A 23,969-nucleotide genomic window follows, 5' to 3' on the forward strand; every position below is an offset into this window, starting at 1 on the left:
TCAGAGCTCCATCCTGGTGAAAGTCATGATCACGCCGCCGATCTCGGTGGCGTCCGCCCACGCGGAGAAGGTGTCCAGCAGCCGGTCAGCCTCGGCCGCACCGCCGACAGCCTCCAGGTCGGTCCTGCGTTCCCGGAGCCCTCGCACCAGGCGGGGGAAGGAGTGGCGGACGTTGTCGGTGATGTCGACGAGCTCCACGGCGGCCATTCCGGCCGCGCGCGCCGCCGAGAGGTGCTGCTCGGGCGAGTCGAGCGATACCGCGTTCAGCATGGTCAGATAGGGGCCGATCCGCCGCCAGGTCTCCTCGGTCATCGGCGTGCGAACGTACGGGGTCTCGACCACCAGGCGGCCTCCGGGGCGCAGAACCCGGGAGATGCGCTGGTAGAGCGGGGCGATCTCGAAATGCGGGGTGCTCTCGAACGCCAGCACCGCGTCGAACGAAGCGGGAGGGAACGGAAGGTCCGCCGCGTCGATCCGCCGGAACTCCACCAGAGCGTCCACCTGCCGCGACCGAGCGTGCTCGGCACCGTTGCGCAGTGCATGCCGGTCGACGTCGATCGCGGTGACCCGCGCCCCCGAAGTCTGTGCGATCCGTACGGCCGGGCGGCCGTTTCCGCAGCCCACGTCCAGCACATGAGACCCGGGCCCCACATGCAGCTTGGACGCCACGAGGTCGGTCAGCCGCTCGGTGGCCTCCTCGATCGAGGCTCCGTCGTGCGATCCGGCCCAGAAACCGTAATGGCGATCGGGTCCGGCGGCCGCGTCCACCAAGGCCGCGATTCCGTTGTACGCCGTCTCGGTCTCCGAGCGTGCGCGCGAAATCAACCGGTCACTTTCCATGCTCATGCGAGATGCTTCTCATATCCGTTCAGGGCTTGACATGACAGCCTTTTCCGAGAACAACGATGTGAATCATCGTCCATCGACTGATCCGGCCCGGGCGGCGACACTCCGTCACGCAGGTGAAGTTTTGACACGTATTGCATCGGGTCGGCGCGCCCAGGGAGCCACTTTCACCGGAAATTGATTCCGCGACCGTAGGTCCATGGAAAACGGCAGTCACCCAAGAATGGCGACGAACCCATGGGCCGGAGTGGCGAACCCGGTGCTCACGGTGGAACAGCCGGTGCCATCGCCCCTGGTATCTCCCACTCCGCGCACGTCGTCAAACCCAAGGAGAGGAAGATCCATCGCCGACGCCGCATCGGACGCCGACCATCGATACGGGTCCGCCGGTGGCGGGCTCCAGGGAGCGATCACGCAGGCCGGGACCCCATACCGTCAAGCTAATATCCGCGACGGTACAGGAAACGGATGGAAAACTTGCTCGATCCGGGCCGGAGTGCGTAACCGATAATCAATTGTCCCGCCGACGTGCAACGAAAGGCGCAGGCAGTCGGTCACAGATCCTCAGAAGGGTATAGCCCGTTCGGGAGTCCCGAGCCGACGCTCCGGAAACGATGAGCGGCCGACGGGCCGGGATACCGCCCCTCGCGTGTCGCCGACGAACGATTCCAAGACCGGAGAGAATATGGACACTGTTTCTGAACCTGCCGACTATCCTTTCGGGGAACCCGTCCGCCTCGACGTCCATCCGGAATACGCGCGGTGCCGCAAACGGCCGGGGCTGGTCAAGGTCCGCCCGCCCTACGGCGACGACGCCTGGCTGGTGACCCGCTTCCATGACATCCGCTTCGTGCTGCGCGACCGACGTTTCGTCCGAACGCCCCCTCCCGGGGGCGACGAGGCCCGCCTGACCGTCCTCCCCCTCCAGGACAGCATCCTCAACACCGACCCGCCCCAGCAGACCCGACTGCGTAAAGCCGTGGCCGGCGGGCTGGGGTTCAACACCGAGCGCGTCCACGCACTCCAGGAGCTGGCGGAGCGCCACTCCCGCAGATTCATGACCGTGCTTCTGGCCGAGTCGCCCCCGCTCGATCTGGTCGACGCCTACATCAAGCCGCTGGTCGTGGAGATCCTGTGTCCCGTCATCGGCATCCCCCAGCAGGACCTGTCGATCTTCCTGAACTGGTTCGAGGGATTCGCGAGCACCGCGCTTTCCGCCGACGTCGTGGCGGCCAGGGTCGAAGAGATCTCCGACTACACCGACCGTCTCATCGCCGAGCGGCGGAACCGGCCTCGCAACGATCTGGTCAGCGCTCTCACCGGTGCCGCCTATCGGGAGAAACAACTCACCGAGCCGGAGATCAAGGAACTGGTCAACGACATCCTCCTGGCGATCGACAACGTCACGACACAACTGACGAACGCCGCCTACCTGCTGATCACCTCGCCGGTCCACCTGCGGGAGCTGCAGGCCGATCCAGGACTGATCCCTCAGGCGGTCGAGGAACTCCTGCGCTACGCGCCGTTCCCCTCCCACGCCACCTTCTCCCGTTACGCCACGGAGGACATCGAGGTGGGAGGAACCCTGGTACGGGCAGGAGAGCAGGTCCTGCCCGCCCTTCCCGCGGGGAATCACGATCCGTCCGCGTTCCCCGATCCCGGTGAGATCGACTTCCACCGCACGACCAACCCGCATCTGTCCTTCGGGCACGGTACGCATCACTGCATGGGTCCCCCCCTGGTGCGCATGCTGATGAGGGTCATGGCCTCCTCCCTCACGCAGCATCCGTCCATGTGCCTCGCCGTACCGGAGGAACTGCTGGCGTGGCGGTCGGATCTCCTGATCCGGCGCCTGGAGTCCTTGCCTGTCACCTGGTGATCCATTCACCCGGACCAGGTCAGGCTGCACGGCCCGACTGTCCGCAGGACAGAAATTGTTCGGCGAAATTCGGAAGAATTGAAACATGAAATCGGCGGCCACGTCGTTCCGTGGCCGCCGATTCCGGCTATCTAGCAGATGTCACACCGCGCCGAAAGTCTTGCTGCTGCGCGCTCCGAGGTTTTCGCTGCCGACGAAGAAGTCGCGGCACGCCCGGAAGTATTCTTCGGGGCTGATGCGACCGTCACCGTCGGTGTCGATGCTCTGCGAACCGACCTGGGCGTCATTCTCGGACAGCCCCATGGCGGCCAGCAGCGCCCCGTACTCGGACCGGGACAGGTAGCCGTCGTCGTCGACGTCGGCCACCTCGAACTCGGCGTCGGTGATGGGACGCAGCAACTCGTCGGCGTTCTCCCTCTTGGCGTTGTTCTCCATGTAGGAGCGGAACTCCTCCCTGGAGATGGCGTGGTTCCTGTCCGTGTCCATGGCCTCAACCATGATCGTCCAGCACCGGTCGTACGCCTCGGTGATCCGCCTTCCCTTGACGGACGTCTTGTCCAGGTTGAAGCGCTTCAGCATCCTCTCTCCGAGGGCCTGGAGATCGCTGCGCTCGATCCTGTTATCGCCGTTGACGTCAACCAGGTTGAACCAGTGGTCTGACTTGCGGGCAACAGCGCCGACAGCCATTTATACCTCCCATTGAGATTGCGATCGGACCGAATAAGCCCGTTGATTGTCATGCCCGCACCGGTCGCCGCAAAAAACAAAGAGGACGGCTGTTCATCGCAAACCGTCGGCGAAGCGGAATCCGGCCGGCGGGGTACCCGCGGCCGCCATTCCGGAGACCCGGTAGGTTCGCCGGGCCCTTCTGCCTTGCGTGAAAGGCAGGGTCATCGGGATGCCGCCGCTCCGATGGCCGACGAGCCGGTAGACGTACGCCCTGGGAGCCGTGCGCGTTCCGTCATGTGCCGGTGATCCGCTTCAGTGCCTTGCGTCCCCGGGTCAGCGTGTCGCGCGCCTGGTTGAGGTCTCCGATCACGGTCGCCTTGTCCACCTGCTCCCTGGCCTGCTCGTAGGCGTCCAGGACGCGGTGCCAGTCCGTGGCGCTCGTCTCCCGCGCGCGGTCGTCCGCGGCGTCGATCTCCTCGCCGAAGCGCGTCACCTCCTCGGCCAGCTCGGCCCTGACCTCAGCCAGCCGGGCGGCGGTACGGGCCCCATGCTCACGGCGAGCCCGGCGGCGCTTGGCCGAGCCTCTCGCGACGCCGTAGGCGATCAGGAGCAGCAGTCCTGCGAGGATCCCCCAGAAGATCTTCCAGCCGAGCGCGAGGGTGGCGTGCGAGCCGGACAGGTCGACCCCGACCCCACTCTCGGGCCCGCCTGCCCCTGCGCCGGCTAGATGACCGAACAGAAGACGCGACGCGCCTACTCGAGCGCCTTGCGCTAACTGTCACACGGACAACGGCCAGTAGAGCGTGTAGGCCAACACCGCGCCCACCGCGATCGACAGCGGCCAGAGCGGTATGAGCCACAGCGCTACCAGGCGGGCGCGCCGACGCCGTTCAGGAATGAACGAGACCAACCACCCGAGCAGCGCACACCCGAACGGCGCACCGAGCCGGCCCGCCTCTCGTGCTGGAGAGTGAGGGCGCCGCTCTTTGCGCGGCATGGCGCGTGAAGAGCGGCGCGTGTGCTGCGGCGCCGTCATCTGGTGACGGGTTCAGCCTTTGTAGTCGGTGGTGTGGGTCTCGGAGCCGGTCGGCCACAGATATCTGCCGTGGTCCGCGGTCGAATAGTTGCTGTTGCCGTCTCCCGGACGGGCCTGGATGAGGTTGCGGCGCCAGGTGGAGCCGCGGGCCGATCCGCTCCAGAAATTGCCGTACAGGAAGCCGTACAGCTGCTCGAGTTCCGCCGAGAACACGTTGTCGGTGACGGTGATGTTCCTGGCGTTGTTGGTGACACCGATGCTGATGGCGTATCCCCAGCCGGAGACGTAGTTGTTGGTGACCTTGATGTTCTGGTAGACGCCGTTGCCCTGCAGGGCCAGGGCGTTGGTGTTGCCCACCGAGGCCAGGGTGTTGTGGTGGACGATCATGGGACCGCCGTTGCCTTCGCTCTGCGGGCCGATGCCGTCGTGATGGTAGACGTCGCGAGCCGTGTCGGCCATGTCATGGATGTAGTTGTTCGTCCAGGTCGACGGGCGGCCGGGGAAGCCCGTCACCATTTCCATGCCCGCGTTGCCCCAGATGTCGTTGTGGTCCATGACGGCCACGGCTTCCTTCATCGTCGTGGCGAGCTGCCAGGACTTCTTGAAAGGAGTACCGGGCTTGGAGTGGGCCGACGAGACGGTGCCGTTGTTGCCCGGCGGCCTCGAGTAGGAACTCGGCTTGAACGTCGAGTACAGGAACTTGATGCCGGTGTCCGAGTAGATCTGGACGAGGTTGTCGTTGGGGTTGGTGCCCTCGAAAAGACAGCCGACGAACGTGAGGTTGTCGCCGTAGATATAGATCTTCAACGCGCGGAAACGCTTGAAGGAGATGACGCTGTTGTCGGGGAACCTGAGCGTCAGCGGTTTGGTGTCGCTCATCTTCGGCGCGTGGTCGGTGAGCTTGCCGGGGTACTTGCCCAGGCCCAGGCCTCCGGCGTTGGCCGGCGTGTTGGCGTAACCGGTGTTCGAGAAGTCGGGCCAGACCCCGGAACCGTCGTTGGGCCGGGCGCCGAAGCCCGGAACCGGCTTCGCCGGCCCGCCGTTCGCGGCCGGGCTCGCGGACGGCGTGGGCGTGACGGCGCTCGCGGACGAGGTCGGCGTGACGGCGCTTGCCGACGGGGTGGGTGCGACGGCGCTCGCGGGCAGAGCAGGCGCGACGGCGCTCGCGGGCAGGGCGGGCGCGAGGAACGCGAGAGCGGCGACGGCGGCGAGGCCGCTGCGGGTGAACGCGCGGGCGAGCGGAGAGCTGCCTCGGCTGGATAATCTCTTGATCTTGTACTCCGGTGCAGTCGGTTGTGAGCGTTACCGGCGGGTCGAGGCCCCTGTGCGGTCCGGGAGGAACCGCCTCCTTCAGCCCAGAGGTTCCCTCGACACCAGGAAGTGCTCCGAGGCCACCGGAGGTTACAGGTGATTTTCCTGACCCACCCGCCGCAGGACGCAGCTCGCTCGGCGGGGTTCCACGCTCGTGGCCGGATTCTCCCGCCCTCGTCCGCTCCGTCCTCGGCAACCAGCGGCGATGATCCCGGAACACTACACCAACAAGATCGTTGACACCATGTACAACGATCTGTGACGTCACCAATACCAGGTCGAGGGCGGCCCCGGCGGCCCACCCGATCGCCGGGGCCACCGGATCGCGCGAGGCCACCGGATCGCGCAGGGCCACCGGGACGGCCTTGCCGGTGTTCCGGGGCGTGACCTCGTTCCCGAGGGTTCGCCGGCGCCGTACCCCGGACCGGCCCCAGGCTCAGCGCCTGATCACCCCGGGGTGCGCGGCGTCGAACTCGGCGAGCCCCTCGGGGGTGAGCCTCAGGTAGAGGCCGCCGGGAACGTCCACCACCAGAGGCTTGCCCTTGCCATAGACCACGACGGAGACGTCCAACGCGAGGTAGGTGTTCTCGTGCTGCTTCTCCAGGAAGTTGCGTTCGACGATGTTGGCGTTCCGCGAAGCGGCTTCGTCCGCCGTCTTCACGCTGCCGCCGATGCCGCCGAAGCCCAGCGTCCCGTCGCCGGTCGATCCGGCGGACCCGCCACCTCGGACCGACTGGCCCCGGCCCTGCTCCTGGCCGTGCCCGCTCGTGCTCATGGTCTGCTCGTAGACGCGTTGCTTGACCATCGCGCTGGCGACCTCGTGGGCCCCCGTGACGTCGATCCCCACCTTGCCGATCCCGGGGATCTCGTACTCATGCGCGAGCAGCTGCTCGAGATGGGCGCGCATGGTCCTTTCCTTGGTGGCCTCGGCGACGGACATGCCGGCCGGGCGAGAGAGTTCGTATCCGTTGGGCCGGTCGGCCAGCGAGGGCACCTCCGCCCGGAGCTTCGGCGGTACCGCGGCCATCGGTGCCCATTCCTCCACCAGACCGGCGGCCGGGAACGCGACCTGGCTGACGTCTCCCTTGGGGACGCCCTTCCCGAGCGTGCTGGACATGCTGTTGGGCCCTGCCGTCTCCGCCCATCGCGGGTCTGCGGCGACGACCGGCGTGTGCGCCGTGACGGGGGTTCCCTGCGGCACCTCCGTGGTGAGGTGTCCCGGCACCAGGACGCCGAGTTCGCCGCTCACGACCGCTCTGGACGTCGAGGTGACCCCGACATGCCGGTCGAAGAACCTCCCGGCTCCGTCGTGTCCGGTCACCTCGCCCACCTTGAGCAGCACCTTGCGGGCAGCGCCCTGCACGGGTTCCAGGACAGGGCGGACCGGGACGCGCTCGAGCGTGATCTCGTACGCGACCGGATGCCTGAACTCGTGCGGAGCTTCGCGCGTCTGGTAACGGTTGATCGCTTTCCCGATCGTTCCGTGCGCGTCCACGGTGTGGGAGTCGCGGTAGTTCGCGTACCCCGCTTCGGCTCCCCTGACGTCGTCCGAAGACTCCAGGTAGCGCCCGAGCAGCTCCGTGCCGCGGTCCGAGCCCCTTTCGTGCACCTGCAGGTCGCCGCTGAGGCGCTCGCTGCGGAGCATGAGGCCGGTGTCGGAACGCTCACCGACGTGTACGCCCTCGCCGGGCTGGGCCTTGACCCGGATGCCCACGCGTTCGATGACCCGGCCGTGTTCGTCGGTGATGAACAGCCAGGAGGACACTCCGTTCCCGCGGAGTTCCCCCAGTCTCGTGCCGAGCGCGTCCTGGCCGTAGAGGCCACGCAGGTGCTCGGCCACGGGGTGGTTCGTGAACTCCTGGTCAGGAAGGAGGAGCTGCTCGTCTCGGAGCATCTTGAAGATCGTCGGGAGTACGGCCTGCGCGTCGAGATACTGAACGGAGGCGGCGCTCATCGCCGCCTCGGGCGCGGCGTAGGCGCGGGTCGTGTCCCCCGCCTGCTGGGCGGGCTCCACGGGTTCCACGGGCTTCGGACCTTCCAGTCCGTTACGGCGTGCCACCTCGTCCGGAAGGACGAGGTCCATGATGTCCGCCACCCGGACGTACGTGGTCGGGCCCCGTTCGACCGTCGCCCCGTCGGTCTTGGTCGGTGTCACCTCCACGACCAGGTCCGCGCGGTACCAGTGCGAGGTGCTCCCGTCCGAGTAGGTGACCCGGGCCACGTCGCTGCCACCCAGGTAGGAGCTTTCCTGGGTCATCCGCTTCGCGGTGCCGTGCACGCCCGCTCGCGCGACGACCTTGCGCTCGGTTCCGCCGCCTTCCTCGCTTCCTCGCGCGTGACCTGCCTGCTCGCCGTCGCCGCCGAGGGTGACGCGCAGACCGGTCCGGGCGTGCCCGCCCAGGGACTGTCTGCTGCGCTCGCCGTCCGTCGCCCTCGAGTTGCTGTTCGAGTAGCTTTCGTGCTCCACCCCGGTCTCCGACTTGACGTGCTTCATGTCGGCCACGTGGACCTTCACATGCACGTCGTGGCGCGTCCCCCCGCGATCGGACACGGTGTAGTACAGGCCGTCGGGGTGAGAGGTGACCATGGTTTCCAGCTTGATCACATCAGTCGCGGTCTCGAACGCATGCGGTACGTCCAGACGCTCCGCGGGCACCGGCAGTCCCGCCCATCTGGCGTACGCCTCGGCCACCGCCATGGGCAGGTCAGGCATGGCGCCCAGACGGACGATGGCGGACAGCTCGCCCTCACGAGGCCGCCACACGTCGCCGGGCGGCTCCGTCGACGACTCGATGCGTCCCACGTGCGCGACGTCCTGCGCGAGCACGGGCGACTCCGGCAGGTGGACGTTCGGTACGAGGACCTCCGCCTTGCTTCCGTGCACCTCCCACCCGGTGTTCGTCACCTCTGTGCCGTTTCGCGAGATCCTCATCCTGACGTCGAAGGAGAGATCCCGCGTGAAGGTGAAGCCGCCCCTGGTCTCCGTGCGGTCGTACCTCGTGCTACCGGCGGAGAAGCCGGCGCCCTCCGCCTTCGTGCTGCTGCCGGTGAGAGCCAGGTTCACCGGGTCGACCTTGAGCCCGTCGTTCACTTCGAGGCGCGCGACACCACGCACCTCCCCACGGCCTGAGACAGAGGTCTCCCGCTGGCTGGTGTTGGTCTGCGACGTGATCCTGCGCTCGTTCACCGTCATGTCGGTCGAGCCGACCTCGTGCCGCCGGCCGAGAGCGCCCTCGGCCGCGATCTCGAAGGTGTAGCCGCCGATCGTCTTCTCGTACCTGATGCCGTGCAGAGCATGCGTCAGGTCGGCTTCCAGGGCCGGGCCGCCGAAGCGGCTGTCGATGTCCCGCATGATCTGCCGTTTGATCTCCGGCGGGAGGTCGGGCAGCGCCTGGTCGACGGCCTGGCTGATCTCCGTGCTGAGGAGCGTCTCGGAGTGGACGCGGATGCCGCTGCCCAATCCTGTTCCCCGCCCGGCCGCGAGCGTCTCCGGCTCCAGCACGTGAGGGTCGTAGCCGCCGTTCGGATGCTCGCCCCTGGGCGGGTATTCGGCGAGCGGCTCGCTCCGCACGTACTCCGCACGGACGTCGTCCATCTCCCGGTGGAGATCGGCGAGTTTCTGCCGGATGTCGTTGAATTCCCCTGGCGGCCGGAGATCGTGCCCGAAGACGTCCTGCTCCATCCGGGGCGCGTCGCGGGCCGGTACGACCAGTTCGGCCTTCACCTCGACCTCGAAGGTGCCCATCCGCTCGGTCTCGACCTGCAGCAGCATGTGGGCGTCGTACATCGTGACGTCATCGATCCTGGTCAGGACGGTGTGGTTGCCGTGCGCCCGGCTGCTGGACGTCACATGGTCCGTGCCGAAGCCGAACCCGCCGATGAGGCGTGCGACGACCTCCACCTTTTCTCCCAGGCTCACGCCGAACTTGCCACCCGCATGGACATTGACGCTCGTGCCCTGCCGATGTGACGTCCCCTCGCTCTCGCGCCGCCCCATGTCGTCCCGGAACATCGTCTCGATCGGTGGCCGCGCGCTTCCGTCGACAGGCTCGATCCGCGTGATCCGGCCGGTGACCTTGACGGATTCCTCCGCTGATCCCAGCGCGGAACTCTTGTACCGGACCGCCTCGGAGGCGGTCCCGCTCGACAGCATCGACTGGCTGCGGTTCTTCATTCCCTGCTCGCTGAGCACGGTGGACGTGAGGTGCTCAACGATCTTGACCACCTCGCCCGCGGGCACGCCTGCCGACAACGCCCGACGTTGCACCTCCAGCACCAGAGGCGTGACGTCCATCCCGGTGATGGCGATTCCGTGATCGCGGAACTTGTGCTCGGCTCCGACCGGGACCTCGTGGCGGGGCAGCGACGGGGGGTGGTCGGCGGACAGCAGCGGCCCTTCCCTGGTGAACTGCTGGGGAAAGGGGAGGGTCAGGGACAGGTCGGGGACCGCCGCGGTTTCTGTGACCCTTTCACCGTTGCGGTAGACGTCGAGGGAGATGTCCGCGGCGAAGTAGTCGTGCGTCGGGGAAACGGCCTTGTGACCGCTGATGACCTCGATGCCGTTCGTGTGGGTCGTGCGCGACGTACTGCTGACGCCGATACGGGGCAGGGCGCTCGCCTCGGCCTCGTCCGGCGAGTGGTACAGCCCTCGCATCAGACCCGCGCTCCGGTCCAGCGACGAGGCGCGCGAGGACTTGCCTTCCACACCGTCCCCGCCGAACGCGACCGGCTTCTCGGGCGCCAGGCTCGGGTGCTCCACGTGCGTGAGCTCGCTCGGCTTCAGCTTGAGGTAGATCACGGTGTCCTTGACACTGAGCGCGACGCCTCTCTGGAGATGATCGGTCCAGGTGTCGCGGTCGCTGTCGGAAAGCGCCTCCTCGAGCCATTCGCGGATCGCGCGCCGTTCCCGCGGGGTGACACCCGTGATGCCGTCGGTCAGCGCCCGAGCCGCCGTCGTCACGTTCTCCGGGACCTTGACGTCGTGGACGGCCGTTTCGCCCAAGGCGCCGATCTCGACGGTGCGCGGCGGATGGATCACGGGCTTGACCGACGTGTCAAGCTGCTTCCAGGTCGGCGAACCATCAGGCCGCGACATCGGCCCACCCGCGGACTGCCCGGCGTTCACCCCCGCCGACCGCGACCCGTCGACCCGCCACGCCGGCGAACCGTCAGGCCGGAACGGCGCGGAGGCGTACGTCACCGGCTGCGGCGTCTCCATGCCGGAAGCCAGCCGGGACGCCTGCGGGACCAGCATGTCGGGGCTGTTCCAGGCAGGCGACTTGATGGCCTCCTGGTTATGCCTCATCGCCGCCAGCGTCGTTTCGGCGCTGGGCTCGGGCCCGCGCTCGGGGCCGGCGTCCGGGCGGGACGGAGGACGTTCGGACGAAGAGGTCGGGTGGGGCGAGGGCGAACCGTCGGCACCACGGAGCAGGGCCGCGCCCCCGTGCTGCCCGTCCGCCCCGAGCGCGCTGGACGTGATGCCCTTGGCCAGCATGTCCCAGCTGAAGTCCCCCTGGACCGCCAAGGTTCCCGCGGTCGTGATCCCGCCGGCCACGGCATACTGCGCGGCCTGCCCGTACAACGACGACGTGGCCGCGGCCAGCAGCTTCTCGGCCATGGTCATCTCGGCCCTGGTCAGGCCGGACCGCAGGGCCGAGGTGGCCAGCGCGTTCAGCCCGACAGAGAGCGCCCCCATGAGCCCGCCCATGGCACCACCGGTCAGCGCCGAGGTCCCCAACTGCCACCAGTCGATCTCGTCCCTGCGACCCTTCACCATCTGCAGGATCTGGAGGCCCAGGTCCATGCCGGCGACGATCCCGGCGAACAGCAGGATGTTGCGCACGCACTGCTTGGCGATCTGCCTGACCGTCAGCCGGGCAAGCTGGACACGTACTGGGATGAGCGCCAGACTCGCCCCGCCACTGGCCAGGGCCGCGCCCAGCAGATACACCAGTTGGGCGACCAGCAGCCAGACGGTGACCTCGATCATGTACTTGGTGTACTGGATCTGCACGCCCACGCCGTTGAGCGCGACAGCGGTCTCCACGAGCCGCTTGACCACAGCGGCGACCTGACCGCCGGCGACCCGGTCGACATGGGCGGCGAAGGCGAGATGGGCCTCCCCGTCCCAGTCGGCGCCGATTTTGGTCGCGCTTCCCGGCTGGTCGGCCCCCGTGCCCTCGACGAGCCGGTGCGCGGCCTTCACGCAGGCGTCGGCCAACCGGAAGCAGCCGGACTCGTCGCCTTCCGGCCAGTCCATGCCGACCACCCAGCCGACGTACGGCTTGGCGAAGTCGGGCACGAGGAACCCGTCGAACCCCATGGACGATCAGCCGCGCTCGACCGGGGGATGCTCCGCCCCCTCGTAGTTGCGAGCGGTGGCGTTCAGGCGTGAGGCGACACGCTCGAGCTCGTCGATGTGCGCCTTCAGGGCGTCGAAGATGCCTCCTTCCATTTCGGGCATCTTCTTGGCCAGTTCGGCGCCGTACATGTCGTCGCCGAGCGTGTTCCTGTCCCGGTCGAAGGCGGCGCGCAGCTCGGCACGCACCTCCTCCGCGTTGTGCGCGAGCTGGTCGTAGACCTTGGCCTGTCGGTGCAGCGACTCCCACCACACGGAGAAGCCGGTCACGGGGCCGGCTCCACGGGCCTGGGGAAGAACGCGTCGAGCACGGCCCGCTCTCCGAAGACCTCCTCGTACGGCACGCTCTCCGGCATCAGGGGCTCCAAGAGCTCCTTGCTCTGCTCGGAGACCGCGGCGGTGGCCTTGTCGACCTCGTGCATGATCGCGTCGGCCAGCTGCGAGGGGGACAGGGTGCGGTACACCCTGGGGTTCAGCTCGATGCCGAGCATCTGACCGTGGCGGCCGACGGTCACGCTCACCAGCCCGTCGGCTGAACGGGCCGTGTGCTCCATATCGGAAAGTTCTCCGTACGCTTCGCGAATGCGGGCCATCTGCTGATTGATCTCGCCCGCGAGCTCCCCGATCTCCACCTCGAACGCATCCGCCACAGAGGTACCTTCCGTACGTCCACTGCCAAATGGCATCTTAAGTTACTTTTCCCCCAAGATCCCGATGACTCACACCGTTTGCGCCGCTGTTAACGAAGTTGTCACTGAGCACACATGAAGTCGCAACCAACCACCGTCGTCCGGCGGCATCGCGACGTACACTTCATGAAGTACGTGCTTGACGACAATCGCGGAGTTGGCGCCAGTGGAGCCTCCGGAGATCGAGTTCGTCAATCGGATGGGGCTGGACATGGAGCGTCTGGGCGGGACGCGCACGATGGGCCGCTTGTACGCGTGGCTCATGATCTGTGATCCGCCCGACCGGTCCCTCACCGACCTGGCAGCGGAGCTCGGCGTGAGCAAGACAGCGGTCAGCACGGTCGCCAGGCAACTGGAGGCGGGCGGGATGATCGAGCGCGTGCCCACGGCCTCCCGCGAGCACCGCTACCGGATGACCGTCGGCGGGTGGACACAGGTCATGCGGGTCCAGCTCGCCGGCGTCCGGATGAGCCTGGACACGCTGGACTTCGGGCTGTCGGTCCTCGGCGGCGAGGACCTGCCCGAACGGCGCGCCCGGATGGCGGACACCCGGGAGTTCTTCGCCTTCGTCCTGCGGGACGCCGACGGGATGCTCCAGCGCTGGGAGGAACACCGCAAGAAGTCGTCGTGACGTACATCTCGACAGAGAGATCCTCAACCAAGGAGAGGCGATGGCCGACTTCGTCGAGCGGTACGACATCCCGAAGCAACACTTCTGGCTGCACGGACCCCGATCGGGCCCGCCCGTCGAGTTCGACGCCCAGGCCGGGATGTGGAACGTCTACGGTTACCCGGAGATGCAGGAGGTCCTCGGCGACCCCGCGACCTTCTCCTCCGACACGATGCGCGTGGTCCCCAAGGGCATGATGCCGGACGAGGACTTCTCGCTGGAGGGCTTCATCACCCAGATCGACCCGCCGGATCACGGCAAGCTGCGCAAGCTGGTCAGCAGCGCGTTCACCCGCAAGGTCGTCGCGGATCTCGAGCCGCGGATCGCCGCGATCACCCACGAACTGCTCGACGCGGCGCGGGAGCGCGAGCGGTTCGAGCTGGTGCGCGATCTGGCCTATCCGCTGCCGGTCATCGTCATCGCCGAGCTGCTGGGGGTGCCCAGCAGTGATCGTGCGCTGTTCAAGCGGTGGGCGGACGCGCTGTTCCAGCGTGACGCCGCGGTCTCGCTCAACCAGTCCGCCGAAGAACGGAACGCCGCCTTCGAAGCCACGATGAAGCCGTGGCGGGAGATGAGCGCCTATCTCGCCGGCCACGCCGCCGAACGCCGCCGGCAGCCGCGCGCCGACCTGCTCACCAGGCTGGTCGCGGCCGAGGTGGACGGCGAGCGCCTGCCCGACGGGCAGGTGGTCAACTTCGCGATCGTGCTCCTGCTGGCCGGGCACATCACCACGACGATGCTGCTCGGCAACACGGTGTTGTGCCTGGACGCCTTCCCCGCCCAGCAGGACAGGGTACGCGCCGACCGCGCCTCGGTCCCGGCCGTCATCGAGGAGTCGCTGCGGCTCCTCACCCCGTTCGCCGCCCTCGGCCGTGCCACGACGCGCGAGGTCGAGCTCGGCGGCGTGGTGATACCAGCCGATCAGATGGTCATGTGCTGGCTCGCGGCGGCCAACCGGGATCCCCGGCAGTTCCCCGACCCCGAGGCGTTCGATCCCGATCGCGACCCGAACCCGCATCTCGCCTTCGGCCGCGGCATCCACTTCTGCCTGGGCGCGCCCCTGGCCCGGTTGGAGGGGCGGGTCGCGCTGAACATCCTGCTCGACCGGTTCGATCCCCTGCGCACCGATCCGGAGGACCCGGTGCAGTTCATCCCCGCGCCGACCATGACGGGGGTGCGCCGCCTTCCGCTCCTGTAGGAGCGCGGGCGGACACGTCCTGTAGGAGCGCGGGCGGACACGGAGCCGCCCGCTCCAGGTCGTCTCGCCGAGGAAGCGTCCCTGCTGCGTGAGGTCGAGGGTGGGCCCACGCCGGAGGGACGGGTGGTGAAGTGCCGGCCGTTGGAGGGTGGGGCAGTCTGCGCTGTCGTCTGAGGGGATCCCGCGAAGGGTCGTCTACCCGGTGTCCATCGTGCGGCTATCCGCCTGCGCGAAGGTCTCCGGCGTACCTCGAATGCCCTGAAGGGATGACATATGCGCAAACAGCTCACGCTCGCGGGAACGGCCGCCGTCGTCGCTCTGACCGGGTGCGCCTCCACGGCCGCGCCATCCGCCGCCCCCGCGGCCGAGTCCGCCCCCGCCTCGACCGCGCCCGCGCGGCCCGACCCGGTCTGCGCGGAGCTGAAGAAGTTCCAGGAAGGTGTCGACCGGGAGGGCGCACCCGACGTGGTCGGGCTCGTCCTCCAGGTCGGCGACCTCAGCGCCGGCCTCCTCGGCAAGACAAAGAACGCCGACCTGATCAGGGCCTTGACGCTCAACACCGAGGTGGCCGGCTCGATCGAGAAGTCCATCGCCGCCGGCGACGACCCGAACAAGGCGTTCGAGACCGTCCAGACCCAGATCGACGAGTCGGACGCCCTCATCGACAAGGTGTGCGGCAAGATCTGACCCCGCGCCGGACGGCGGCCGGCTACGCCTCCCCCGGCAGGGCGTCCAGGAGCTGTCCGGTGTCGTACGCGTCGGTGACGCCCAACCGGTCGAAGATCGCGACGGCGCCGGTCAGCGCGGCCTTGGCACGCCCGTGCCGGCCGAGCGTGGACAGCGCCCGGCCGATCTCCGTCAGCGCCTCGGCCATGCCCCGCTCGTTCGGGTAGGTCGCCAGCCCCGCCAGGCCCGCCTCGGCGTACGCCAGCGCCTCTTCCGGCTGGTGGAGGTGGGTCTTCACGCGCGCGATCGCGATCTGGGCGGTCGCTGTCCAGAACAGGTAGCCCAGCGCGGTCGCGAGGCTCAGCGCGGACTCCAGATGCTCCAGCGCCTCCTCGTACTCACCGGCCCTGGCCAGCACGAAGCCGAGAAGGTAAGGCGTGATCGGCTCGACCTTGCCGTCGCCGATCTCGATCTGGAGGTCGAAGCCCCGCCGTGCCGCGGCCAGGGCGTCCTCCTTCCGGCCCATCGCCGACCAGGTCGTGCCCATGCGGCCGAGCAGCGCGGCCTCGAGCCGGCGATCCCCCGCCGCGCGCGCCAGTGTCATGCCGCGCTCGAAGCACTCCGCGGCACGGGCGCTGTCCCGCCGGAAACCGGCCTGGTAGCCCAGCAGGGCCCACCCGTGGGCCTGCACGCCCAGATCTCCTGCGGCCTCGGCGAGCGTCACGGCGAGCCGCCCGTGCCCGTCGGCGTCCAGGCCGGTGGCCGACCGCGAGCCGTCCATGTGTTCCAGGCCCTGCATGAGGTGGATGTAGCCCTCCGCCGCGCGGTCTCCCCTGCTCGTCGCCGCGGCGAGCAACTGGTCGAGGCGCTCGACGTACGGCTGGCCGAGAGTGCGGAGCTCCCCCAGCGCGTTCATCAGCCGGGCCAGCCCGTACAGGTCGCTGCCGGGCAGGTCGGTGACCTGGCTCACGCAGTTCAGCAGGATGTCGCAGCTGGTGTCCAGCCACGCGCCGACGTCCGCCAGATCCGCGAAGGCGATCGCCTCCCCCGCCTGCTGTTCGAGTCGGTCGGCGAGCGGGTTTCCGGGGGAGCCGAGCCGGAGGGCGCCTGCCATGCAGGCTTCGAAGTAGCGGTGGAGCCGGACGAGGGCCGCCCGCCGGGCGTCGTCCTCCTCTTCTTCCTTCAGCCGGGCCCGAGCGAAGAACTTCAGCAGGTCGTGCTGCCGGTAACGGCCCATCGCGGGTGACTGCAGGAGACTGAGGTCGACCAGTTCCTCGCCCAGCCGCTCGGCCTCGGGTTCGGCCAGGTCCAGCAGGCGCGCGGCCATCACGGTGGTGAGCTCGGCCGCGTCGGGAACGGCCAGCAGCCGGAACGCCCGCGCCAGCTCAGGGCGGAGCTGTTCGTAACCGAGGGAGAAGCTCACCTCCACAGCCAGGTTGCCGACCTGGAGTTCGGCCAGCCGCCTGCGCTCGTCGGCCAGGCGGGCGCACAATTGGGCGATCGACCACATGGGCCGGGTCACCAGGCGGGCGGCGGCGATCCGGATCGCCAGCGGCAGGAACCCGCAGGCGGTCACCAGCTCCAGCGCGGACTCCGGCTCCGCCGCCGCCCGTTCCTGTCCGAGGATCGTCCCGAGCAGCCGGATCGACTCGTCGGCGCTGAGCACCTCCAACCCCACCTGGAACGCTCCATCGAGGCCGATCGGCTTGGCACGGCTGGTCGCCAGCACGGCGCAGCCGGCCGATCCGGGCAGCAACGGGGTCATCTGGGCCACGTCGCGGGCGTTGTCCAGCACGACCAGCATGCGGCGGTCGGCGAGCAGGGACCGGTAGAGCGCGGCGCGTTCGGCGAGCCCGTCAGGGAGGTCGCCCTGGCCCAGCGATCGCACGAACCCGGCCAGCGCGGTCGCCGGAGGTATCGGATCCGGGCCGGCCCCCTGCAGATCCACGAAGAGCTGGCCGTCAGGGAAGAGGTCCTTCACGGCGTGCGCCACGTGCAGCGCCAGCGTGGTCTTCCCCACCCCGCCCTGGCCGGACACCGCCCAGATCAGCAGCGTCCGCACGTCGCCCGAGCGCAGCGATCCGACCATCTTCGCCACCTCGGCGTCCCGGCCGGTGAAGTCGGCCACGTCCAGCGGCAGCTGGCGGGGTACCGGCAAGGTCACCGCCGCGGGCTCGGCGGCCACCCTGCCCACGTGGAGCGTCGGGTCGCCGGTGATGATCCGCTGGTAGAGGCAGGCCAGCTCTGGCGAGGGATCCACCCCGAACTCCTCGGCCAGCAGCCGCCGCGTGTCGGTGAAGAGCCCGATCGCCTCCGCCTGCCGTCCGGACCGGTACAGCGCCAGCATCAGGAGCCTGCACACCCGCTCCCGTGCCGGGTGCGCGGTCATCAGCGACGTCAGCTCCGCCACCGACTCGTGGTGCCGCCCCAGCGCCAGGTCGCACTCCGCGCGCGCCTCCAGCGCCGACAACCGCATCTCGACGAGACGGGAGCGCTGCCGCCGGGCCCACGCCCCCGGCAATCCCGCCAGCGGCTCGCCGCGCCACAACCGCACCGCCCGCTCCAGCAGGTCCCTGGCCTCGGCCGGCGGCGCGTCTCGCGCGCGTGACACCAGCGCCACGAACTCCCGCACGTCCAGCCTGGCCGTGGAACTGTAGCCGCTCCGCAACGAGCGAATCGCGCCGTCGCCCAGCACTCCCCGCAGGCGTGACACGTAGTTGCGCACCGTACTCGCGGCCGTCGGCGGCGGGGCTTCGGCCCACAGGACGTTCACCAGCTGCTGGACGCTCAGCATCCGCCCCTCGGCCAGCAGCAGGGCCGCCAGCGTCAACCGCTGCTGCGGCGATCCCAGGTCGAGCTCCGTGTCCGCCCGCCAGCCCCGCACCGGGCCGAGAAGCTCGAAGCGCGTCTCCGTGAGTGGCATGTGGTTCACCGGCGGACGGCATCGTGCTCGGGAACGATGTCGCCGCCTGCGGGACGGCGGCGGCAGGCGACGCGTGATCCAGGGAAGCTGATGTCGATCTGCATGGCGTCAACCTGGTGCGGCCGCCTAATGAAAGCGTTGACGAATCGTATACAGGACGTAGATCGGGTTCCCTGAAAGTGATGCCGCATGTTTGTACATGGGGGGTCAATGATGAGGTTCGGCGTCTTGGGGACGGTGGAGGTCCACCGTGACGAGGGGCAACTCGACCTGGGCTCGCCGAGCAGCAGGGCGGTACTCGCGCGACTGCTGCTCTCGCGGGGCCGGGTGGTGCCACTGGACAGGCTGATCGAGGATCTGTGGGAAGCGGAGCCGCCACGCCAGGCGCTGGCCTCGCTGCGGACGTTCGTCTGCCGGCTGCGGCGCGTGCTGGAGCCGGCGGACAAGCCCACGGTGCTGCTGACCGAGCCGCGCGGCTACCGGCTCGACGCCTCGGCGGACCAGTTCGACGCGGACGTCTTCGAGAGGCTGGTGAGGCAGGCCGATCCGCAGCGTGATCCGGCGGCCGCGCTCGAGCTGCTGGATCCGGCCCTGGAGCTGTGGCGCGGGCCGGCCTACGCGGAGTTCGCCCACTCGACGTGGGCCCAGGTGGAGATCGCCAGGCTGGAGGAGCTGAAACTGGCGGCGGTCGAGCGGCGGCTGGCGACGCTGCTGGCGCTGGGACTGCACGCGCAGGCCATCCCGGACCTGGAGGCGTTCACGCGAACCCATCCGATGCGGGAGGAGGGGTGGCGGCTGCTCGCTCTGGCGCTGTACCGCTCCGCCCGCCAGGGCGACGCGCTGTCCGTGCTGCGCCGCGCACGCGGACACCTGGCGGAGGAGCTGGGCCTGGATCCCGGCCCTGCGCTGCGGCAGATGGAGGCCGACATCCTCGCCCAGGTGCCCGGCCTGGGCGCGCCACCGCTCCCGCCGGTCCGTGAACTGGCCGCGCCGGTCCGTGAACCGGCCGCGCCGGTGCGGATCCGCTGCCTCGGCCGCGACCATCTGCTGGACTCCGCCAGCGACGTGCTGGGCGCGGCCGAATCGGGTGACGGCGGTGCGCTGCTGGTGGCGGGCGAGCCGGGCACCGGCAGGACCCAGCTGCTGCGGAGTGTTGAGGCGTTGGCACGGCTGCGCGGCCTGCAGGTCGCCTGGGCGACGGCGTGCCCTCTGGAGAGCGGCTACGCCTTCGGCATCGCCCGGCAGCTGTTCGAGCCGATGCTGGCGGCACTGCCCGAGGAGGAACGCGCGCGGGTGCTGGAAGGAGTGACGCTCCCGGCTGCCGACGTGATCTGGCGCAACAGGCGCGGGGGCGATCTCGCGGAGGTGCTGCACGGGCTCTATTGGGTGACCGTACGGCTGGCGCGGCGAACCCCGCTGCTCATCGTGCTCGACGACGTGCAGTGGTGCGATCCGGAGTCGCTGCGATGGTTCGCCTACACGCTGCGGCGGCTGCACGGCGTACCGGTGGCGTTGGTCGTCTCCCGCGCGGCCGGCGTGCCCTCGGACTGGCCGGACACGCTCGAGACGACGTGCTCGATGATGCCGTCGGTACGCCTGGGCGCGTTGCCTCAGGAGGCGGCGACCGCGCTGGTCACGGAGCAGACGGGCGCCGAACCCGACCCGGCGTTCGTCTCCCGCTGCATCGCGGAGACCAGAGGGAACGCCTTCCTGCTCGCCGAGCACGTCAGGACGCTGGACCGCGGCGAGCGTCCGGAGACGATCGCCCGATGGGTGTCCGGCCTGCTGCGGGCGGCCGGCCCGGGGGCCGCCGAGCTCGCACGGGCCGTCGCCGTCCTGGGCGAGCAGGCCACGCCGGACGCCGTGGCCGGGATGGCCGAGCTGAGCTGCGCCCGCTTCCCCGCCGTGCTGTCCGTCCTGGTGCAGATGGGCCTGCTGCAAGACGGCTCGCCGCTGCGCTTCGTGCACCCGGTGGTCCAGCGGACCGTCCTCGACGAGGCGCTTATCGCTTCGCAATGTGCCATCTATATCGGCCGAACACCCTTCTAACCATGCACACCCAGACATACAACCCTGTCGAGCAGGTCGCTCCGCCCCAGGAACGTCCGCAGCCTGATCGCGGCAGCATCCTGGACGTCGTCGAGAAGATCGGGTCGGTGGCCGTGCCGATCGCGGTGGCCCTGTACGCGATGCTCTACCTGGGCCTCCAGCACGTCTACGCGATCTTCGGCATCACGCCCGAGCAGGCCGGCCTGGACCAGGCCACCGTCTTCGCCAGACTCGTCGGCACGCTGGTGGAGATCTTCCTCTACCTGCTCCCCGTCGTCGGCGTCATCGTCACGCTCTTCTGGCTGGTCAACCTCCTGACCAGGGGCGCGGCCGGGCGGGCGCTCGCCTGGGTCCGCGAGAAGTCATGGGTCGCCGCGACCCTCGCGGCGCTGCTCTCGGCGATCGGTTACTGGGCCTACCTGACGACCACCAACGGCGTGTCCGAAGACCTGGACATCGACTACGGCTCCGCCGTCCTGCCGGCGGTCGCCATCGCCTTCCTCGGCCTGCTGGCGCCGTACCGGATCATGCGCCAGCGCGGGTCCACCCGGGCCGGCATGAAGGTCATCACGGGTGCGCTCGTCGGCGTCGGTCTCGGCTTCCTCCTCGTCCTCCAGATGGTGATGGGAGCGGCGGACATCTACGTCAACGGCAACGGCAACGGCTTCCTCGACATGGTCGGGTTCAAGAACCAGTGGGCCACCGTCCATGACGGCGACGGCAAGCCGGTCGTCAAGGACGACGATCGCGTGCTGATACTGGGCGAGAAGGAGGGTGCCTACGTCTACTACAACTGCGGTGACCAGATCACCTACCGCCGCCCGGTCGAGGCGACCGTTCTCGGCCAGTTCGAGATCGACCCTGACTTCACCAACGGCGGTACCGAGGAGCCCATGGCCTGCGGCTACTTGACGGAGCAGCAGTGACCAGGGAGCGCCTGCGCTACTGGTTCGACTCCACCATGTCGAAGGGCACCCCTGCCCTCATCGGCTGGCTGGCGGTGGCCTCGGCACTGCTCGTCGCCGTCGTCACCCTGGCCGCCTGGCCGTTCGCCGACGGGCTCAGCCCGTGGCGGGTGGCCTGGATGGGTCTCCTGCGGACGCTCGATCCGGGCACCATGGGAGGCGACGACGGCAACTGGTTCTTCGTCTTCATGATGCTCGTGGTCACGCTGGGCGGCATCTTCATCGTCAGCGCCCTGGTCGGCGTGCTCAGCGCCGGCCTGGACACCAAGCTCGACGAGCTGCGCAAGGGGCGCTCCCGCGTGGTCGAGCGGGAGCACACCGTCGTCCTCGGCTGGTCGGAGGAGATCTTCGCCGTCGTGTCCGAGCTGGTCAAGGCCAAGAAGAGCGAGCGCAGGCCGGTCATCGCCGTCCTGGCCGACCGTGACAAGGTCGAGATGGAGGAGGAGCTCCGCGCCCGGCTGGGCGAGATCGGCAGAACCCGCCTGGTGGTCAGGTCCGGCGATCCGGCCGAGCCGTCCTCGCTGGCCCTGGTCAGCCCGGACGCGGCGCGCTCGATCCTGATCCTCTCGTCGGACGACGCCGAGCTCGTCAAGACGCTCCTGGCGCTGGGCAGCAGGCGGCGGACGGCATCGGGTCCGTCGGTCGTCGCCGCCGTCACCGACAGCGGCAACCTCACGGCCGCCCGCATCGCCGCCGGCCCCTTCGCCGAAGTGGTGGACTCGCAGAACCTCGCCGCACGGCTGGTCGTCCAGTCGTGCCGGCAGTCCGGCCTGTCGGCGGTTTACACCGAGCTGCTGGACTTCGACGGGGACGAGATCTACATGTGGACCGAGCGGATGCTCGTGGGCCGGATGTACGGCGAGGCGCTGTTCGCCTTCGACACCGCCACGGTCGTCGGGCTGCGGCTGGGCGGCGGCCGGGTGGTCCTCAACCCGCGCAGCGACACCGTCATCGGCGAGGGCGACCAGCTCATCCTCATCGCCGCCGACGATTCGGAGATCCGGCTGGCCACCGCGCCGCCCGCCGTCCTGCCGAACACCATCGGGCTACCACCGGTCCCCCAGGCGGAACCGGCCAGGACGCTGATCCTGGGGGACAACCGCCGCAGACGGCGCATCCTGCGGGAGCTCGGGCATCACCTGCTGCCCGGTTCGGAGATCCACCTGGTCGGCCCGGTCGCCGAGGACGTCCCGCTGCCGAGAGACGTCCTCGTCACGGCGAAGCAGGGAGACATCACCGACCGCGCCACCCTCGAAGCGCTCAATCCCGGGATCTACGACCAGGTGATCGTGCTGTCGTGTGACGCGTACGAGCCCCAGAAGGCCGACGCCCGCACGATGGTGACGTTGCTGCACCTGCGTGACATGGACACGGGGGCGGCGATCGTCAGCGAGATGAACGACGAGCGGAACCGGCTGCTGGCCCAGGTCGCCGAGGCCGACGATTTCGTGGTGGGCGGTCGGCTGGTCAGCATGCTGCTCGCCCAGCTGGCCGAGAACCGGCACCTCGGCCAGGTCTTCGACGCGCTGCTGGAGCACGACGGGCCGGACATCTACCTCGAGCCGGCGGAGAACTACATCACGCTCGGCGCGTCCTCGACTTTCGCGACCGTGATCGAGGCGGCCCGCCGGCGCGGCGAGACGGCCCTGGGGTACCGGCTGTCGTCGGACAGCGCCACAGCGCCCCGTTACGGCGTGCGGCTCAACCCGCCCAAGTCCGAGCACCTGGCGTTCCGGCCCGGCGACCAGGTCGTCGTGGTGGCCGACAGGTGACAACCTGACGAGGCCGTCCCTGATCAGGGACGGCCTCGTCAGGTTGTCATGCGGCCTTCAGATGCGGCTCCAGGAGCTTCGCCCAGGCGGCGCTGACCTTCTCCCACTCCTGCGGGCAGCGCTCCGCCCTGGCCGCCGGCAGGAAGGAGTCGTCCGCCTCGCCCACCAGATCGGCGAACTTCTCGGGGTCGGAGCCGTAGACGAGGCAGGCGTAGTTGTAGCCCCGCTGCTCGTCCATGGAGTGCTCGTCGTAGAACGGCAGGGAGTCGCGGTCGGTGTCGGCCGCGGCGATGAAGTACGACTGGGCGGCCTGCAGCGCGAAGTTCTCCCCCTCCTCGCCGGCCTGGATCATGAAGATCGCGGACAGCTGGTCGACGGCGTCGTCCTCCTTGCCGACCGTGGGAAGGTCGAAGATGCTGATGACGGCGTGGCCGAGCTCGTGGAAGAGCGTGTCCATCAGGACACCGGCGATGTAATCCTGCTTCTCCTGGTCGGTGCTGAAATTCTCCTCGGCCTTGGTGACGGCGTCGGTGAGCAGCTCGTAGCAGATGGTGATCTTCTTCTCGTCGGGGCTCCAGAAGGCGTTGGCCTGCTTGCATTCCTCGGCCGCGAGGGTGTAGTCCCCTTCCGGCAGCTTCAGCACGTCATTGAACAGGTCGGCCGCCTCCTCCAGCATTTTCTCGTCCTTGAAATTCTTGGCCATCGCCTGGTTCACCTCGTCCTCGGCATCCGCGACGACAACGGAGAACGCGCCTTTCGCTCCGCTGTGACCGCCGGACGCCGCGGGGCTCTTCTGCCGGGCAGCCGTCGGCTCGGCGCCGCACGCCGTGAGCATCGTCCCGGCCAGGAGCGCCGCGACGGCGATTTCTCTGATCTTCAGGGTCATGTGGGAAACCCTGCCGGTCAGGCATTGACAGTCAGTAGACACCGGCCGTGGG

At 68.9% G+C, this 23,969-nt stretch carries 17 protein-coding genes; 8 read left to right on the plus strand and 9 right to left on the minus strand.

The features are described from left to right. Nucleotides 1-846: an SAM-dependent methyltransferase gene (locus tag ACWDLG_RS19380; RefSeq protein ID WP_449921695.1), complete on the minus strand. Its 846-nt coding sequence runs from the start codon at nt 844-846 to the stop codon at nt 1-3. A gap of 685 nt (nt 847-1,531) precedes the next feature. Between ACWDLG_RS19380 and ACWDLG_RS19385 the strand changes: the two genes are divergently transcribed. Then, the gene (locus ACWDLG_RS19385) at nt 1,532-2,725 is read left to right on the plus strand and encodes a cytochrome P450 (protein ID WP_449921697.1); all 1,194 of its coding nucleotides are present in this window, start codon (nt 1,532-1,534) and stop codon (nt 2,723-2,725) included. 141 nt (nt 2,726-2,866) lie between these two features. Here the strand turns inward: ACWDLG_RS19385 and ACWDLG_RS19390 are convergent, their stop codons facing one another. From ACWDLG_RS19390 to ACWDLG_RS19400, 3 genes are all read right to left on the minus strand, one after another. Beyond that, nucleotides 2,867-3,412 (minus strand): EF-hand domain-containing protein, encoded by a 546-nt coding sequence (locus ACWDLG_RS19390; protein ID WP_449921700.1) that lies wholly within the window; start codon nt 3,410-3,412, stop codon nt 2,867-2,869. 274 nt (nt 3,413-3,686) lie between these two features. After that, nucleotides 3,687-3,887, minus strand: coding sequence for a hypothetical protein (locus ACWDLG_RS19395; RefSeq protein ID WP_449921702.1), 201 nt, complete (start codon nt 3,885-3,887; stop codon nt 3,687-3,689). Between the two features lie 555 nt (nt 3,888-4,442). Then, entirely contained in the window at nt 4,443-5,309 is an 867-nt protein-coding gene (locus tag ACWDLG_RS19400) for a hypothetical protein (RefSeq protein ID WP_449921705.1), read from the minus strand. Between the two features lie 82 nt (nt 5,310-5,391). On the opposite strand from ACWDLG_RS19400, the gene ACWDLG_RS19405 reads away from it, so the two are divergent. Then, nucleotides 5,392-5,841: a hypothetical protein gene (locus ACWDLG_RS19405; protein WP_449921708.1), complete on the plus strand. Its 450-nt coding sequence runs from the start codon at nt 5,392-5,394 to the stop codon at nt 5,839-5,841. 336 nt (nt 5,842-6,177) lie between these two features. Here ACWDLG_RS19405 and ACWDLG_RS19410 read toward each other — a convergent pair whose 3' ends face one another. From ACWDLG_RS19410 to ACWDLG_RS19420, 3 genes are read right to left on the minus strand one after another with little or no spacing between them, the layout of a single operon-like run. Next, complete coding sequence (locus ACWDLG_RS19410) at nt 6,178-12,063, minus strand: WXG100-like domain-containing protein (protein ID WP_449921711.1); 5,886 nt, start codon at nt 12,061-12,063, stop codon at nt 6,178-6,180. Nucleotides 12,064-12,069: 6 nt separating this feature from the next. Beyond that, complete coding sequence (locus ACWDLG_RS19415; RefSeq protein WP_449921714.1) at nt 12,070-12,369, minus strand: hypothetical protein; 300 nt, start codon at nt 12,367-12,369, stop codon at nt 12,070-12,072. Then, nucleotides 12,366-12,749: a YbaB/EbfC family nucleoid-associated protein gene (locus ACWDLG_RS19420; RefSeq protein ID WP_449921717.1), complete on the minus strand. Its 384-nt coding sequence runs from the start codon at nt 12,747-12,749 to the stop codon at nt 12,366-12,368. Before ACWDLG_RS19420 ends, ACWDLG_RS19415 begins: the two co-directional genes overlap by 4 nt. A 205-nt stretch (nt 12,750-12,954) precedes the next feature. On the opposite strand from ACWDLG_RS19420, the gene ACWDLG_RS19425 reads away from it, so the two are divergent. The 3 genes from ACWDLG_RS19425 to ACWDLG_RS19435 all read left to right on the plus strand — a co-directional run bounded on the left by ACWDLG_RS19425 (nt 12,955) and on the right by ACWDLG_RS19435 (nt 15,343). Next, nucleotides 12,955-13,419, plus strand: coding sequence for a GbsR/MarR family transcriptional regulator (locus ACWDLG_RS19425; RefSeq protein ID WP_449922144.1), 465 nt, complete (start codon nt 12,955-12,957; stop codon nt 13,417-13,419). Nucleotides 13,420-13,459: 40 nt separating this feature from the next. Next, complete coding sequence (locus ACWDLG_RS19430; protein WP_449921719.1) at nt 13,460-14,656, plus strand: cytochrome P450; 1,197 nt, start codon at nt 13,460-13,462, stop codon at nt 14,654-14,656. Nucleotides 14,657-14,929: 273 nt separating this feature from the next. After that, nucleotides 14,930-15,343: a hypothetical protein gene (locus tag ACWDLG_RS19435; protein ID WP_449921722.1), complete on the plus strand. Its 414-nt coding sequence runs from the start codon at nt 14,930-14,932 to the stop codon at nt 15,341-15,343. Nucleotides 15,344-15,365: 22 nt separating this feature from the next. Here the strand turns inward: ACWDLG_RS19435 and ACWDLG_RS19440 are convergent, their stop codons facing one another. Then, the gene (locus ACWDLG_RS19440) at nt 15,366-18,245 is read right to left on the minus strand and encodes a BTAD domain-containing putative transcriptional regulator (protein WP_449921725.1); all 2,880 of its coding nucleotides are present in this window, start codon (nt 18,243-18,245) and stop codon (nt 15,366-15,368) included. A 237-nt stretch (nt 18,246-18,482) separates the two neighbouring features. Here ACWDLG_RS19440 and ACWDLG_RS19445 point away from each other — a divergent pair, with 237 nt between their 5' ends. From ACWDLG_RS19445 to ACWDLG_RS19455, 3 genes are read left to right on the plus strand one after another with little or no spacing between them, the layout of a single operon-like run. After that, nucleotides 18,483-20,294 (plus strand): BTAD domain-containing putative transcriptional regulator, encoded by a 1,812-nt coding sequence (locus ACWDLG_RS19445; protein ID WP_449922146.1) that lies wholly within the window; start codon nt 18,483-18,485, stop codon nt 20,292-20,294. A gap of 2 nt (nt 20,295-20,296) precedes the next feature. Beyond that, nucleotides 20,297-21,220, plus strand: a complete 924-nt coding sequence (locus ACWDLG_RS19450; protein WP_449921727.1) for a hypothetical protein — start codon at nt 20,297-20,299, stop codon at nt 21,218-21,220. After that, complete coding sequence (locus ACWDLG_RS19455) at nt 21,217-23,031, plus strand: CASTOR/POLLUX-related putative ion channel (RefSeq protein WP_449921730.1); 1,815 nt, start codon at nt 21,217-21,219, stop codon at nt 23,029-23,031. Before ACWDLG_RS19450 ends, ACWDLG_RS19455 begins: the two co-directional genes overlap by 4 nt. 46 nt (nt 23,032-23,077) lie before the next feature. Here the strand turns inward: ACWDLG_RS19455 and ACWDLG_RS19460 are convergent, their stop codons facing one another. Beyond that, on the minus strand, nt 23,078-23,917 hold the full coding sequence (locus tag ACWDLG_RS19460) for a DUF4344 domain-containing metallopeptidase (protein ID WP_449921733.1): 840 nt from the start codon (nt 23,915-23,917) through the stop codon (nt 23,078-23,080). Between the last annotated feature and the right edge of the window lie 52 nt (nt 23,918-23,969).

Source organism: Nonomuraea sp. NPDC003727, from assembly GCF_053586935.1.